This is a genomic window from Hyphomonas sp. (assembly GCF_016125515.1).
In the GTDB taxonomy this organism is placed as follows: domain Bacteria; phylum Pseudomonadota; class Alphaproteobacteria; order Caulobacterales; family Hyphomonadaceae; genus Hyphomonas.
The window spans coordinates 91,884-105,116 of the sequence record NZ_WGLO01000005.1 but is presented as its reverse complement, the minus strand read 5'-3'; the positions used below and the strand labels follow the sequence as shown (position 1 = coordinate 105,116).

General features: G+C 64.0%; 14 protein-coding genes and 1 tRNA gene. 8 read left to right on the top strand and 7 right to left on the bottom strand.

Annotation, left to right across the window (positions count from 1 at the left end):
- The first annotated feature begins 36 nt into the window (after positions 1-36).
- Positions 37-1,371, top strand: a complete 1,335-nt coding sequence (locus GC148_RS05155; RefSeq protein ID WP_291069292.1) for a GH1 family beta-glucosidase — start codon at positions 37-39, stop codon at positions 1,369-1,371.
- Positions 1,368-2,510: an aminotransferase class V-fold PLP-dependent enzyme gene (locus tag GC148_RS05150; protein WP_291069290.1), complete on the top strand. Its 1,143-nt coding sequence runs from the start codon at positions 1,368-1,370 to the stop codon at positions 2,508-2,510. The genes GC148_RS05155 and GC148_RS05150 overlap by 4 nt, the downstream gene beginning before the upstream one ends.
- Before the next feature lie 4 nt (positions 2,511-2,514).
- Here the strand turns inward: GC148_RS05150 and GC148_RS05145 are convergent, their stop codons facing one another.
- On the bottom strand, positions 2,515-2,880 hold the full coding sequence (locus tag GC148_RS05145; RefSeq protein WP_291069288.1) for a DUF4870 domain-containing protein: 366 nt from the start codon (positions 2,878-2,880) through the stop codon (positions 2,515-2,517).
- Between the two features lie 131 nt (positions 2,881-3,011).
- Here GC148_RS05145 and GC148_RS05140 point away from each other — a divergent pair, with 131 nt between their 5' ends.
- The 5 genes from GC148_RS05140 to GC148_RS05120 all read left to right on the top strand — a co-directional run bounded on the left by GC148_RS05140 (position 3,012) and on the right by GC148_RS05120 (position 6,804).
- On the top strand, positions 3,012-3,467 hold the full coding sequence (locus tag GC148_RS05140) for a MaoC family dehydratase (RefSeq protein ID WP_291069287.1): 456 nt from the start codon (positions 3,012-3,014) through the stop codon (positions 3,465-3,467).
- Between the two features lie 44 nt (positions 3,468-3,511).
- Complete coding sequence (gene msrB / locus GC148_RS05135) at positions 3,512-3,916, top strand: peptide-methionine (R)-S-oxide reductase MsrB (protein ID WP_291069285.1); 405 nt, start codon at positions 3,512-3,514, stop codon at positions 3,914-3,916.
- Between the two features lie 124 nt (positions 3,917-4,040).
- On the top strand, positions 4,041-6,191 hold the full coding sequence (locus GC148_RS05130; protein WP_291069284.1) for a S9 family peptidase: 2,151 nt from the start codon (positions 4,041-4,043) through the stop codon (positions 6,189-6,191).
- A 5-nt stretch (positions 6,192-6,196) separates the two neighbouring features.
- Positions 6,197-6,655 carry a hypothetical protein gene (locus GC148_RS05125; protein ID WP_291069282.1) on the top strand — a complete coding sequence of 153 codons (459 nt, stop codon included), beginning with the start codon at positions 6,197-6,199 and terminating at the stop codon, positions 6,653-6,655.
- Between the two features lie 71 nt (positions 6,656-6,726).
- A tRNA-Pro gene (locus GC148_RS05120) sits at positions 6,727-6,804 on the top strand.
- Between the two features lie 20 nt (positions 6,805-6,824).
- Here GC148_RS05120 and GC148_RS05115 read toward each other — a convergent pair.
- From GC148_RS05115 to GC148_RS05095, 5 genes are all read right to left on the bottom strand, one after another.
- On the bottom strand, positions 6,825-7,310 hold the full coding sequence (locus GC148_RS05115; protein ID WP_291069280.1) for a MerR family transcriptional regulator: 486 nt from the start codon (positions 7,308-7,310) through the stop codon (positions 6,825-6,827).
- Between the two features lie 19 nt (positions 7,311-7,329).
- A complete protein-coding gene (locus GC148_RS05110; protein ID WP_291069278.1) occupies positions 7,330-7,623 on the bottom strand; it encodes an integration host factor subunit alpha in 294 nt (97 codons plus the stop codon).
- Positions 7,624-7,712: 89 nt separating this feature from the next.
- Positions 7,713-8,684 carry a beta-ketoacyl-ACP synthase III gene (locus tag GC148_RS05105; RefSeq protein ID WP_291069276.1) on the bottom strand — a complete coding sequence of 324 codons (972 nt, stop codon included), beginning with the start codon at positions 8,682-8,684 and terminating at the stop codon, positions 7,713-7,715.
- A gap of 35 nt (positions 8,685-8,719) precedes the next feature.
- A complete protein-coding gene (plsX, locus tag GC148_RS05100; protein ID WP_291069274.1) occupies positions 8,720-9,751 on the bottom strand; it encodes a phosphate acyltransferase PlsX in 1,032 nt (343 codons plus the stop codon).
- Between the two features lie 97 nt (positions 9,752-9,848).
- A complete protein-coding gene (locus GC148_RS05095) occupies positions 9,849-10,409 on the bottom strand; it encodes a ubiquinol-cytochrome C chaperone family protein (RefSeq protein ID WP_291069272.1) in 561 nt (186 codons plus the stop codon).
- A 75-nt stretch (positions 10,410-10,484) separates the two neighbouring features.
- Between GC148_RS05095 and bamE the strand changes: the two genes are divergently transcribed.
- Positions 10,485-10,964, top strand: coding sequence for an outer membrane protein assembly factor BamE (bamE, locus tag GC148_RS05090; RefSeq protein WP_291069270.1), 480 nt, complete (start codon positions 10,485-10,487; stop codon positions 10,962-10,964).
- Positions 10,965-11,050: 86 nt separating this feature from the next.
- Here the strand turns inward: bamE and GC148_RS05085 are convergent, their stop codons facing one another.
- The gene (locus tag GC148_RS05085; RefSeq protein ID WP_291069268.1) at positions 11,051-13,228 is read right to left on the bottom strand and encodes a sodium-translocating pyrophosphatase; all 2,178 of its coding nucleotides are present in this window, start codon (positions 13,226-13,228) and stop codon (positions 11,051-11,053) included.
- Positions 13,229-13,233 lie beyond the last annotated feature (5 nt).

The following is a 13,233-nucleotide window of genomic DNA, read 5'->3' as shown; positions in this document are numbered from 1 at the left end:
CCGGCGCATCCTGCCGGAAAATCCCGGGAGGAAAGCATGGTCCAGCGCAGCGATTTTCCGGAGAGCTTCGTCTGGGGCGCGTCGACGGCGTCGTACCAGATCGAGGGCGCCTTCAAGGATGACGGGCGGGGCCTGAGCATCTGGGATGCATTCAGCGCCGAGCCGGGCCGTGTGAAGAATGGCGACACGGGCAATGTCGCTTGCGACCATTACCATCGGTACAAGGAAGATGTGGCGCTGATGAAAGCGGCCCATTTCGGCGCCTACCGGTTCTCGACCTCGTGGAGCCGGGTGCTCCCGGAAGGCCGGGGACAGCCGAACGAGGACGGGCTCGATTTCTATGACCGGCTGACAGACGAATTGCTGCGCCAGGGCGTCGCGCCGTGGCTCTGCCTCTACCACTGGGACCTGCCGCTGGCTTTGCATGAAGCGGGGCTCGGCTGGACGAACCGGGAGATCGTGCCGCTGTTTGCCGACTATGCCGGGCTGATGGCGCGTCGGTTGGGTGACCGGATCGTCCATTGGGCGACGTTCAACGAGCCGAACATGTTCACAATGCTTGGCTATGGCGCGGGTGTGCATGCGCCGGGCATTCGCGACCGGGAAGCCTGGCTGGACGCGGTGCACAACGTCAACCTGTCGCACGGCGCGGCGGTGCGCCGGCTGAGAGCGGAGCTGCCGGCCAGCGCACAGATCGGATCGGTGCCGAACCTGCAACCCGCCCTGCCCGCGACCGACACGGACGAAGACCGTGCGGCGGCGGCGATAATGGATTCGGCCATGAACCGGGGCACGGCCGATCCGGTCTTCCTGGGCAAGTATGATCCGATCATGCGCGGCTGGCTGGGCGACCGCGTGAAGTCCGATGACGAGGCTGACATCCACGCGCCGCTCGACTGGCTGGGACTAAACCACTATTCGCCGACTTATGCCTCGGCGCGGGCCAACGCTTTCGGCTTCCGCAACGTTGATCCGCCGGACGGCGCGGAGACGACGCTTATGGGCTGGCATGTGCAGCCGGGCGCGTTCCGCGACATCCTGGTCGAGACGTCCAAGCGCTATGGTTTGCCTGTCTATGTGACCGAGAACGGCATGGCCGACGATGTGGAACCGGACGCGCACGGCCGGGTGAATGATGCCGCACGGGTGGCTTACCTCGAACGGTATCTGGGCGCCGTGCTGGAAGCGCGCGCGGCGGGGGCGGACGTGCGCGGATACCTCGTCTGGTCGATGCTGGACAATTTCGAATGGGCGATGGGCTACGGGCCGCGGTTCGGCATCGTGCATGTCGACTACAAGACCTTGAAGCGGACCCCCAAGGCATCGTACCGCCTGCTGGCCAGCCTGGCTGGAGCGAATCACGCGACATGACGCTGATCCCGAACCAACGGCATCTGTTCGATATTCCGGACGATGTCGCCTACCTGAACGTTGCCACGATGGGGCCGCTGCCGGTGGCGGCTGCCGAGGCCGGTCAGCGCGGTCTCGCGCGCAAGCTGCAACCCTGGACCATTCCGGATGCGGACTTCTTCGAGGATACGCGCCGCCTGCGTCCGCTGCTGGCGCAGCTGATCGGGGCGGATGAAGCGGGCATCGCCTTCGTGCCATCGGCCAGCTACGGGCTGGCGGTGGCCGCGCGCAACATAACGCTGGCGAAAGGTCAGAAGATCCTGCTGCTGGAGGACCAGTTTCCCTCCAACGTCTACACATGGCGGGAGATGGCGCGAGCGACCGGCGCGCAGATCGAGACGGTTCGGGCGGCGGGCAATGCGTCCCTGTCGGACGCACTCCTGCAGGCGATTACGCCGGAGACGGGATTGGTGGCCTGCGCCAATGTGCGCTGGACGGACGGGGCGCGCATCGACCTGACGGCAATTGGCGCGCGTTGCCGGGAGGTGGGCGCGGCGTTGGTGCTGGACCTGACACAAAGCTGCGGAGCGATGGTGTTCGACGTGCGCGCCGTGCAGCCGGATTTTGTCGTGGTGGCAGGCTACAAGTGGCTGCTCGGACCCTATGCGATGGGATTCCTCTATGCTGCGCCGCACCGGCGCGACGGCACACCGCTGGAGCAGAACTGGATCAACCGCGAAGGCGCGGAGGACTTCTCCCGCCTGATCGACTATCGCGACCAGTTTGCTCCGGGGGCGGAGCGATATGACATGGGTGAGCGATCGAACTTCGTGCTGCTGCCCGCCTTCCACGCCGCCGTGCAGCAGATCCTCGATTGGGGCGTAGACCGGATCGAGGCCACGCTGGCGCATCGCAACCGGGCGCTGGCGGGCGAACTTGAAGCGCTGGGCTTGCCGGCGATGGCGGAGGCCGAACGCGGGCCGCACTATCTCGGCGCGTTGCTGCCCGACACGGCGCCCGCAGATCTAACTACGCGGCTGACGGCAGAGAAAATCTTCGTGTCGAAACGGGGCAACCGGTTGCGGATCACACCGCACCTGTTCACGTCGGACGCGGATGTGGCGCGCTTCCTGGCGGCGTTGAAGCGCCATCTCGGCTGAGCCGTCAGAACAGCCAGCTCTCGGGATTCTCCGGCGGGGCGCCGGCGCTGAGCGCCTGCAGGCCTTTGTTGAGGCGCAAGATGTACCAGACGATGGTCGCCATTATGATCAGGACGCCGAACAGGAAATAGGTCAGCACGAGGCCGATCAGGACATAGATGACGCTCTTCCCGAAGATGTGGAGCTGGTTGAGGGCGTGACGCTGCAGCATGGCGTCGCCGGCATCCCGGCCGAGCCAGGCCAGGAGGGCGGCGGCAATGTTCAGCCCCGGGACCAGAAGGCCGGCCAGCAGACCAGCATAGACCAGCCGCGCGTAGCCGGGTGTACCCTTTTGCAGGGAAAAGAGCGTGGTTAACTTCATAGCGGCCATGGTCAACGATCCTGCTGTCCAGAATGAGGCCGCGGCGCCTGCAGTCAAGCGGGGGTCGATTGACGCGCCGTTACCCTTGCGGAAGCGCCGGGGCCACGCCAAAACAGGCAAAACCATTCAAGGAGGATCCGATGGCAAACCCACGCAAAGTCTCATACGCCGACCTGGAATCGCTGGCCGGACAGGAAGTCGGCGTGTCCGACTGGCATGTCATCGACCAGGACCGCGTGAACAAGTTTGCCGACGCGACCGGCGACCACCAGTGGATCCACGTCGACGTGGCCCGCGCCACCAAGGAAATCGGTGGCCCGATCGCCCACGGATTCCTGACCCTGTCGTTGTTGCCGATGCTGGGCGCGGAAGTCCTCCGCGTCGAAGGCACCACGCGCGGAATCAATTATGGATCGGACAAGGTGCGCTTCACCAACATGGTTCCGGTCGGCTCGAAGGTGCGTCTGCGCCAGAAATGCCTGTCGGTTGAGCCCAAGGCCGGCGGCAAGCAGATGAAGATGGAAGCGACCGTCGAAATCGAAGGCAAGGACCGCCCGGCGCTGGTCGCAGAGTCAATCACGGTTCTCTACGGCTGAAGCACACCCTATATTGGGGGCGAGCCAGATAGGGAGCGCCCCCAATGACCAAGACCAAGATTCAACGCACCGACCGCGAATGGCGCGAAATCCTCACTGAGGAAGAGTTCCGCGTCGGCGTGAAGGAAGGCACCGAACGGGCCTTCACCCCCGGCAATTTCAATGACGAGAAGCGTGCGGGCCTCTACCACTGCAAGGGCTGTGGCACGGCGCTCTGGTCGTCCGAGCACAAGTTCGATTCGGGCACCGGCTGGCCGAGCTATTGGCAGCCTGTGACGCCGGACGCCGTGGCGACCAAGACCGATTTCAAGATGATTTACCCCCGCACCGAATGCCACTGCGCCAGCTGCGGCCTGCATCAGGGACATGTGTTCAAGGACGGCCCGCCGCCGACCGGTGAGCGCTGGTGCATCAACGGGATTGTACTGGACTTCCGGCCGGCCGAATAAGAGCTGGACAGGTCCCGCCGGGCTGCTCCACTCTTTGGCGGCCCTCAGAGCGGAGCCTCCCACACGCCTTGCCGCTCATCTCGCCGGCCTTGCGGCCGCCACGTCCCTCTTTTCCGGATGCACCATGACCAAGAACCTTGCTGAAACGGTGGCGCCGACCCTGCCCTCCGCGCCCGTGGCCGCGCGGGTCGATCACGAGATCACCCAGCTGGGACATACGCGCAACGATCCCTATGCCTGGCTGAAGGACGAGAACTGGCAGGAGGTGATGCGCGACCCGGCACTGCTGAAGCCGGATATCCGAGGATACCTCGAAGCGGAAAACGCCTTCACCAAGGCCCGCCTCGAAGAGCCGACCAGCGCGCTGCGGGAAGAACTGTTCAACGAGATGCGCGGCCGCATCAAGGAAGATGACAGCTCCGTGCCGTCGATCCATGGGGGCTGGGCGTACTACACGCGCTTTCGTGAGGGCGGCGAGTATGCGATCTATGCTCGCCGGCCTGCGGCCGATGCGTTCAATCCAGAGAGCGAAGAGACGATCCTGCTGGACGGCGACGCGATGGGCAAGGACGAGGACTATTTTGCCTTCGGAGACCTTGAAGCCTCCCCGGATCACAAGTTCCTGGCTTATGGCACCGACACCAAGGGCAGCGAATATTACGAGATCCGTGTCAAGAACATCGAAACCGGTGAAGACACCGGCGTCTTGATCGAAAGCGCTTACGGCTCATTCGAATGGAGCGCCACCGGCAAGGCGATCTTCTGGGTATTCCGCGATCCCAATGGCCGACCGAGCGCCGTCTACCAACGCGACCTCGCCTCAGGAGAGGATACGCTGATCTATGAAGAGAAGGACCCCGGCTTCTTCGTCGGCCTCGGCACGAGCGAAAGCGAGGAAGTGATCTTCATTTCGGCGGGCGGGCATACGACTTCGGAAGCCTACTGGTTTCCGGCAAATAAGCTGAACCCGAAGCTGCGCCTGATCGCGCCGCGCCAGACGGACAACGAATATTCGGTCACCCATTGGGACGGCCAGTTCTACATCATCACCAACACGGACGGCGCGGTGGACTTCAAACTCGTCCGCGCGCCGATGGATTCGACAACCCGCGAGGCCTGGGAAGATGTGATCCCGCACCGCCCCGGCACGCTGTTGCTGGGCGTGCACGCGCAGAAGGATTACCTCGCCGTGATGGAGCGCGAAGGCGGCCTGCCCCGCATCGTGATCCACAAGCGCGGAATGGAAGAAAGCCACGCGATCAGCTTCGACGAAGCCGCTTTCGATCTCGATCTGGATGGCGGCTATGAATACGACGTGCCGGTGCTGCGCTTCGAGTATGCCTCGCCGACAACGCCGGACCAGGTAGTCGATTACAATCTCGATACGCACGAACGCATCCTGCGCAAGACGCGCGAAATTCCTTCCGGCCACAATCCAGCGGATTATGTTGTCGAGCGGATCCTTGCGCCGTCCTGGGATGGGGCGGAAGTGCCGGTGACCCTGCTGCGCCACAAGAATACGCGGGTGGACGGCACTGCGCCGGTGCTGCTCTACGGGTATGGCTCTTACGGCATCACCATCCCGGCAGATTTCCGCACTGGCCGGCTCAGCCTTGTGGATCGCGGCTTCATCTACGCCGTCGTCAACCCTCGCGGCGAAATGGCCAAGGGCTACCAATGGTATCTCGATGGCAAGCTCGACAAGAAGACCAACACGTTCAAGGACTTCATCGCGGCCGGAAATTATCTGGTCGAGAAGGGCTACACGAAGCGCGGACACCTGATCGCGCAGGGTGGCTCGGCGGGCGGCCTGCTGATGGGCGCTGCTGTGAACATGGATCCGGGCCTGTTCGGCGGCATCATCGCCGCCGTGCCCTTCGTGGACGTGCTAAGCACGATGTCGGACGAGAGCCTGCCGCTGACCCCGCCGGAATGGCCGGAATGGGGTAATCCGCTAACGGATGAAAATGCCTACCAGACGATCCTCGCCTACAGCCCTTATGACAACGTGACGGCGCTGGACTATCCGCCCATGCTGATTACGGGCGGCGTGGCCGATCCGCGGGTGACTTATTGGGAGCCCTCGAAATGGGCCGCAAAGCTGCGCGCGGAAGCGCCCAAGGCGGGCCCCTATTTCCTGCGCATCAATCTCGACTCGGGTCATTTCGGTGCCTCGGGCCGGTTTGAAGGCCTGAAGGAAACGGCGATCGAATACGCTTTCGCGCTGGCCGCTGCGGGCCAGATCGACACCGTGGACCTGTCGAAGCCGGAATAGAGCGGGTGCTGTACTTCCTCGACTGCGAATTCAACGGGTTTGGAGGGGAGCTGATCAGCCTCGCCCTGTCGGGCGAGGTGAGCGAGCTTTACCTGGCCCGGCCGGAGGCGGAACTCGACGCCCTGGCGCCTCACCCCTGGGTCGAGGAAAACGTGCTGCCGGTTGTGTCCATTCCCTCGGCGCGGCCCCGGATCGTGCCGCTGGAGGGGTTCGGGCGCGCCATTCAGGACTTCCTCGCGGCCGATCCCTCGCCCGCGCTGGTGGCCGACTGGCCGGAAGACCTGATGCACCTGATGCAATGCCTGATCATCGCGCCGGGGCACACGGTGCGTATTCCCGACCTGTCGATGCGCCTGATGCATGTCTCGGCCTTTCCGACCGACATGGTGGACGCCGTGCAGCACAATGCATTGTGGGACGCGCGGGCCCTGCGCCATGTTGTAACCACCGCCGCGCCCCGCTGACGCGGCCCGCAGAAACACGGGAAGATGCCGGTTGCAGCCTCGGGGGCCTTTGCCTATACAGCGCGTTCGGTCGGAGCGTGGCGCAGCCCGGTTAGCGCACTAGTCTGGGGGACTAGGGGTCGGAGGTTCGAATCCTCTCGCTCCGACCAAATTCCCGAAAATCAGGCAGTCAGGCGGCCCGGCGTGCGAGCGCGGCGTCGATGCGGCTCTTGATGTCCGTCAGTTCCTGCAGGGCGCCTTCAAGGCGGGCCTTGCGGTCCGGGTCGGTGCCGAGGTCAGCGTGCGCCGCGAAGGCGCGCGCAACGCTTTCTTGCAATTCACGCGCAGGGCTGGGCACCGCTTCAAATGCGCCAGCCGCAAGCGTAACGGTGCCGGCCAGAACGGCGTCGATCCCCTGCTCGGCCAGGATCAACTTGGCGCCTTTCAGCGTCATGCCACGCTCATGCACCAGCACGCGGATGGCGCGCAGGGCGTCCATGTCCTGAGGGCGGAACATGCGGCGGCCATCCTCGCGCTTGATCGGGCGCACATCCTTCGGGAAACGGGTTTCCCAATAGCGCAGCACGTGGGTTTCAAGGCCCAGCTCGTTTGCCGCTTCACCAATCGACCGGAAGGCTGACGAAGATTTCTCGATCCGGGACTTGAGTGCGGTCATGCTTGTATCCTGAAAGGGTTCAGTCGCGTCCGACGCGTGACTTCAGCATCGGCGAAGGACGGAACGTGACGACACGGCGGGCGGCGATGGGCGCCTCTTCACCGGTCTTGGGATTGCGGCCTTCGCGGGCCGATTTCGAGCGGACAACGAAATTGCCGAAGCGGGCGAGTTTGACTTCTTCTTCATGCTCGAGCGCCGCGCCGATCAGGTCGAGCGTGCGGTCCAGCAGGTCTGACGATTCTTGCCGTGTAACGCCGACTTCGCGAACGATCGCGTCGGTGACTTCGGCACGGGTAACAGTCGCGTTGCTCATCTTGCCCATTCGCCTCTCGTTAAAGCCTAAGCCCGGTATCTTAACGAAATCCTAGCGAGGCCGTTAGCGAAATCTGATGGGCGCGGACCTTAAATCCGGAAAAGACTGGCGCCCCAGGAGAAGCCGCCACCCATCGCTTCGGACAGGATCAGATCGCCCGGTTTGGCGCGGCCGGTGCGTACGGCATGGTCCAGCGCGAGCGGAATCGAGGCCGCCGACGTGTTCGCGTGCTGGTCGACGGTGATCACCACCTTCTCTTCCGGAATGTCGAGTTTCTTCGCCACGCCGTCGAGAATGCGCTTGTTGGCCTGATGGGGTACGAACCAATCGATGTCGGCCGAGGTCAGGCCTGTTTCCGCCAATACGGTTTCGATGGCGGAGGAGATATTCGTGACGGCGTGCTTGAATACGCGGTTCCCCTCCATCCGGACATGGCCGATCGTGCCCGTGGAGCTGACGCCGCCGTCGACATAGAGCAGGTCTGCCTTCGAGCCATCGGTGCGGATATGATGGGTGATGATGCCTTCGTCGGGCGCAAATTCGCCGTCGCGCGCTTCGATCACGACCGCGCCGCCGCCATCGCCGAACAGCACGCAGGTGCCGCGATCCGACCAGTCGATGATGCGGGTGAAGGTCTCCGCGCCGATCACCAGCGCGCGCTTGAACAGGCCCTGCTTCAAGAGGGAGTCGGCGGTGGCAAGCGAGAACAGGAAACCGGAACAGACGGCCTGTACGTCGAATGCCGCGCCCTGCGTGATGCCGAGCTTCGCCTGCACGGCGGTTGCGGTGGCGGGAAAGGTCTGGTCGGGCGTCGTGGTGCCGAGCACGATGAGATCGATCGCGGACGCGTCAATACCGGCAGCGGCCAGCGCACGGCGCGCCGCAGCGGTCGCAATATCGGAGGTCAGTTCGCCATCGGCTGCGATGTGGCGCTGGCGGATGCCGGTGCGTTCGCGGATCCATTCGTCAGAGGTATCCACCATGCCCGCGAGTTCGGCATTCGTGAGAATGCGCTCGGGAAGGTAGCTTCCGGTGCCGAGAATGAAACTGCGCCGCGCCATGCTGGTTCGTCCTTTTGATCGCCGGTGCGCTGCCGTCAGGCTGCGACGCCGCCGGTTCCAATCTTTGCGAGGTTGGTGGCGATCTCACCCTGGAAATCGCTGCCAGCGAGATCTGCAGCCATCTCGCAGGCGCGGGCAAAGCCGCGCCCATCGGCGCCGCCATGGCTTTTCACGGAGATGCCGCCGAGCCCCAGCAGGACCCCGCCATTGACGTTGCTCGGGTCCATCAGCGACTTCAGCCGCTTGAGGCCGCTCATCGCGAGCACCGCGCCGGCCTTGGACATCAGGCTTTCGGTGAAGGCCGTGCGCATGTGGCTGGCCAGCATCCGCGCGACCCCCTCGCCCGTCTTCAGCGCGACGTTGCCGGTGAAGCCGTCCGTCACAACCACATCGACCGCGCCTGTGGAAATGTCGTCGCCCTCGACGAAGCCGCGATAGTCCATATCGAGCCCGGCCGCGCGCAGCCATTCATGGGCTTCGCGGACCTCTTCATGGCCCTTCATTTCTTCAGAGCCGATGTTCAGGAGCCCGACCGAAGGCTTTTCGAGGCCCAATGTGGCCCGGGCAAAGGCCTCGCCCATGATCGCGAAGGTAACGAGCTGCTGGGCATCGGCTTCCACGTTGGCGCCGACATCGAGCACGACCGTCCGGCCGCGCAGGGTGGGCCAGACGGCTGTCATGGCGGGGCGGTGCACGCCCTCCATCTTGCGAAGGATCAGCATCGAAATGGCCATCAGCGCGCCAGTATTGCCGGCCGATACCGAGGCCCCGGCCGTGCCGTCCTTGACCGCTTGCACCGCGTTCCACATGGAGCTGCCCTTGCCGCGCCGGAGCGCCTGGCTGGGCTTCATGTCGCTGGTGATCTTTTCAGCCGCATGGATGATCGTCGCACGCGCTTCCAGCCCCGGACGGCCCGCCACCAGCGGCTCCAGCAGCGCTTCATCGCCATGCAGCTGAACGCGCATGCCCGTGCGGCTTTCGAGGAATTGCGCGACCCCTTCGACGACGATGCCTGGGGCATTGTCTCCGCCCATGGCGTCGATCGAAAGGGTGTTTGAAGACTGCATCCGGTCCTGTGCCTGACAATGAGTGGCCAGATATACGTAATTTCGCGTGGTTTAAGGGGCGCCGCAGGGCAAGGCAACGGCTCTCATGCGCCTGATGTCAGCCCTGCGCAGGTGCATTGCTGGTCCATTCCAGCTGTCCGTGCAGGATTTCGGCGTCGGATTGGCGGGCCAGTCGTGCCTGCATGCCGAGCAGGATGGTAGCCATGCTGACCGCGCGCGTTGCCGCAACGACCCCGTTGCGGCGCAGGACATCGGCAATCCGGGCCGCCTGCCCGGGCGATTCGGCATCCTGGAGCGCGGCGAACAGGGCCTTGCCGAGGCCGGCATGATTTTGGGCCAGTTTACGCACTTTGCGGGCGATCGAGGCGTCGCCCACGCCTTTTTCCCTGTAAGCGGCGTCGAACCCGTCGAGCACCAGCGCATCCAACCGTTCGATGATGCGCGCAGCGTCCGGGCCCGGGATGCGGCTGATACGGTCGCAGGCGAGGCTGGTCAGGATTGTGACCATTCCGGCCCGTCCGCCGAACGTGTCCGGTACGCCGCTGGCCACATAGTGGACCGGCGCCAGGGCATGGCTGAGCAGACGGGCATAGGCCTCCGCCGCCGCTTTCCGGCGGGCAGCGCGCCGCTGGAACCAGTTGCCCGAAAATGCCGTCACGAATGCACTCCCATGCTTGCCAAGCCCGGTTACCTCCAGCTAGGTCGTTGGTCAAAGCCCATCGGGAGCGACTCCATGCGTAAATCTGCCTTCTTGGCGGCAACCCTGCTTGTTCTGCCGTTGACGGCCTGCCTGTCGCCGGCACGCGACTTCCACGGGTACATTCCTGATGAAGTCCAGCCCTATGACATCAAACCGGGCGAGGACACACGTTCGTCGGTTTCGGCCCAGCTGGGTTCACCGTCGACCGAAGGCCTGTTTGACACCAACACCTGGTTCTACATTTCGGACGTCCAGGAACGCTTTGCGTTCTACAAGCCGAAAGTGGCAGATCGCAGCATTACGGCCATCCGGTTCGGCGATGACGACAAGGTCGATGAAGTGCTCCGATACACGGCGAAGGATGGCCAGGTGATCAGCTATGCCGCCCGTGAGACGCCGACGCGCGGCCGCGAACTGGGCCTGTGGGAGCAGATCTTCGGTACGGTCGGCAACGTGCGCCTGCCGAACACCGACGAAGCCACACCAGACAACCCGACCGGACGGCGCCAGTAAGTCCAGCCTTTCTGCAAAGGCAGCTAAAATGAAAAGCCCCGGAACCGAAGTTCCGGGGCTTTCCTTTTCAGTTCAGGATCTGGCCCTCAGTGGGACGCCAGCACCGCGAGCATCAGAAGCGCGACGATGTTGGTGATCTTGATCATCGGGTTCACGGCCGGGCCTGCGGTGTCCTTGTAGGGGTCACCGACGGTATCACCGGTCACGGCAGCTTTGTGGGCTTCAGAGCCTTTGCCGCCATGGTGGCCGTCTTCGATGTACTTCTTGGCGTTGTCCCATGCGCCGCCGCCCGAGGTCATCGAGATGGCCACGAACAGGCCGGTCACGATCACACCGAGAAGCATGGCACCGACCGACGACAGGGCCGCGCCCGCACCGGCGATCAGGAAGATCGCGATAAAGAGCACGATCGGCGAGAGCACCGGAAGCAGCGACGGCACGACCATTTCCTTGATCGCGGCCTGCGTGAGGATGTCCACGGCGCGGCCATAGTCGGGCTTCACTTCGCCCTTCATGATGCCCGGCATTTCGCGGAACTGGCGGCGGACTTCTTCGACCACCGCCTGCGCCGCGCGGCCTACCGCCATCATCGACATGCCGCCGAAGAGGAACGGAAGAAGGCCGCCGAACAGGAGGCCGACCACAACGTAGGGGTTGGCGATCGAGAAATCGACCGTGACGTTATGGAAGAACGAACCTTCCACGGCGCGTGCCGAGAAGTATTTCAGGTCTTCCGAATAGGCCGCGAACAGCACCAGGGCGCCGAGACCGGCCGAACCGATGGCGTAGCCCTTGGTGACGGCTTTAGTCGTGTTGCCCACAGCGTCGAGCGCGTCGGTTGTCTTGCGGACTTCCGAAGGCAGTTCGGCCATTTCGGCAATACCACCGGCATTGTCCGTAACCGGACCAAAGGCGTCGAGCGCAACGATCATACCGGCGAGGGCAAGCATGGTGGTCGTTGCGATGGCGATGCCATACAGGCCGGCCAGGTTGAAGGTCAGCAGGATGCCGCCGATGATCGTCAGTGCCGGAAGCGCGGTAGCTTCGAGCGACACGGCGAGGCCCTGGATGACGTTCGTGCCGTGACCGGACTCGGAAGCTTTCGCGATCGAGCGCACCGGGCGGTACTTGGTTTCCGTGTAGTAGGCCGTGACCACAACAATCAGCAGGGTGACGAACAGGCCCGCCACGCCGCAAGCAAAGAGCTTCCAGCCGGTGATGTCGGCCGCCTGGCCCGTGACCGGATCGACGAGGCCGAGCAGGTCGCCTGCGCCGACAAGCGTGCCGGCAAGGCCGCCCGGCAGGACGGTTTGGATGGCAATCGCGAGGCCGCCGATGGACAGAACGCCCGTGACGATCAGTGCCTTGTAGAGTGCGCCCATGACATCGGTGGAGCCTTTCGCCAGCGTGGCGAAGAAGGTGCCGATGATCGAGGTGACGATGCAGACGGCGCCGATGGCGAGCGGCAGCATCATGATCTCGCCGATGTACGGCGTGGAGGCGAAGTAGATACCGCCAAGCACCATGGTGGCGACGAGGGTCACCGCATAGGTTTCGAACAGGTCGGCCGCCATGCCGGCACAGTCACCGACGTTGTCGCCGACGTTGTCTGCGATGGTAGCGGCGTTGCGCGGATCATCTTCCGGGATACCGGCTTCGACCTTGCCGACCATGTCGCCGCCGACATCCGCACCCTTGGTGAAGATACCGCCGCCGAGGCGGGCGAAGATCGAGATGAGCGAGGCGCCGAAGCCGAGCGCCACGAGGGAGTCGATGATTTCGCGCTTCTGGCCTTCATCCGTCAGCGACAGACCCATCGGGCCCGTCAGGATGCCGTAATAGCCAACGATGCCGAGCAGTGCGAGGCCAACCACGAGCATGCCAGTGACAGCGCCCGATTTGAAGGCCATCTGCAGGCCCTCATTGAGGCCCTTGCGGGAGGCTTCGGTAGTGCGGACGTTGGCGCGGACCGAAACGAGCATGCCGATGAAACCGGCTGCGCCCGAGAGCACGGCGCCGATCACGAAGCCGAGTGCCGCTTGCCAGCTGAGCGCAACGGCGAGCACGATGGCGACACCGACACCGACGATACCGATGGTGCGGTACTGACGGCTGAGATAGGCGTTAGCGCCTTCCTGGATGGCCTGAGCGATTTCGATCATGCGCGGCGTACCTGCCGGCGCTTTCATGATCGAGGTGATCTGCCAGTAGCCATAGGCAACCGACAAGAAGCCCGCACCGAGTGCGAGTAAATACCATGTCATTCGCG

What these genes read in the sequence shown, in the direction of transcription:
- plsX (WP_291069274.1), bottom strand. Translation starts at nt 9,751, where the DNA reads ATGCAGTCTTCAAACACCCTTTCGATCGACGCCATGGGCGGAGACAAT.
- GC148_RS05105 (WP_291069276.1), bottom strand. Translation starts at nt 8,684, where the DNA reads ATGGCGCGGCGCAGTTTCATTCTCGGCACCGGAAGCTACCTTCCCGAG.
- msrB (WP_291069285.1), top strand. Translation starts at nt 3,512, where the DNA reads ATGACCAAGACCAAGATTCAACGCACCGACCGCGAATGGCGCGAAATC.
- GC148_RS05145 (WP_291069288.1), bottom strand. Translation starts at nt 2,880, where the DNA reads ATGGCCGCTATGAAGTTAACCACGCTCTTTTCCCTGCAAAAGGGTACA.
- GC148_RS05155 (WP_291069292.1), top strand. Translation starts at nt 37, where the DNA reads ATGGTCCAGCGCAGCGATTTTCCGGAGAGCTTCGTCTGGGGCGCGTCG.
- GC148_RS05150 (WP_291069290.1), top strand. Translation starts at nt 1,368, where the DNA reads ATGACGCTGATCCCGAACCAACGGCATCTGTTCGATATTCCGGACGAT.
- GC148_RS05115 (WP_291069280.1), bottom strand. Translation starts at nt 7,310, where the DNA reads ATGACCGCACTCAAGTCCCGGATCGAGAAATCTTCGTCAGCCTTCCGG.
- GC148_RS05140 (WP_291069287.1), top strand. Translation starts at nt 3,012, where the DNA reads ATGGCAAACCCACGCAAAGTCTCATACGCCGACCTGGAATCGCTGGCC.
- GC148_RS05110 (WP_291069278.1), bottom strand. Translation starts at nt 7,623, where the DNA reads ATGAGCAACGCGACTGTTACCCGTGCCGAAGTCACCGACGCGATCGTT.
- GC148_RS05130 (WP_291069284.1), top strand. Translation starts at nt 4,041, where the DNA reads ATGACCAAGAACCTTGCTGAAACGGTGGCGCCGACCCTGCCCTCCGCG.
- bamE (WP_291069270.1), top strand. Translation starts at nt 10,485, where the DNA reads ATGCGTAAATCTGCCTTCTTGGCGGCAACCCTGCTTGTTCTGCCGTTG.
- GC148_RS05085 (WP_291069268.1), bottom strand. Translation starts at nt 13,228, where the DNA reads ATGACATGGTATTTACTCGCACTCGGTGCGGGCTTCTTGTCGGTTGCC.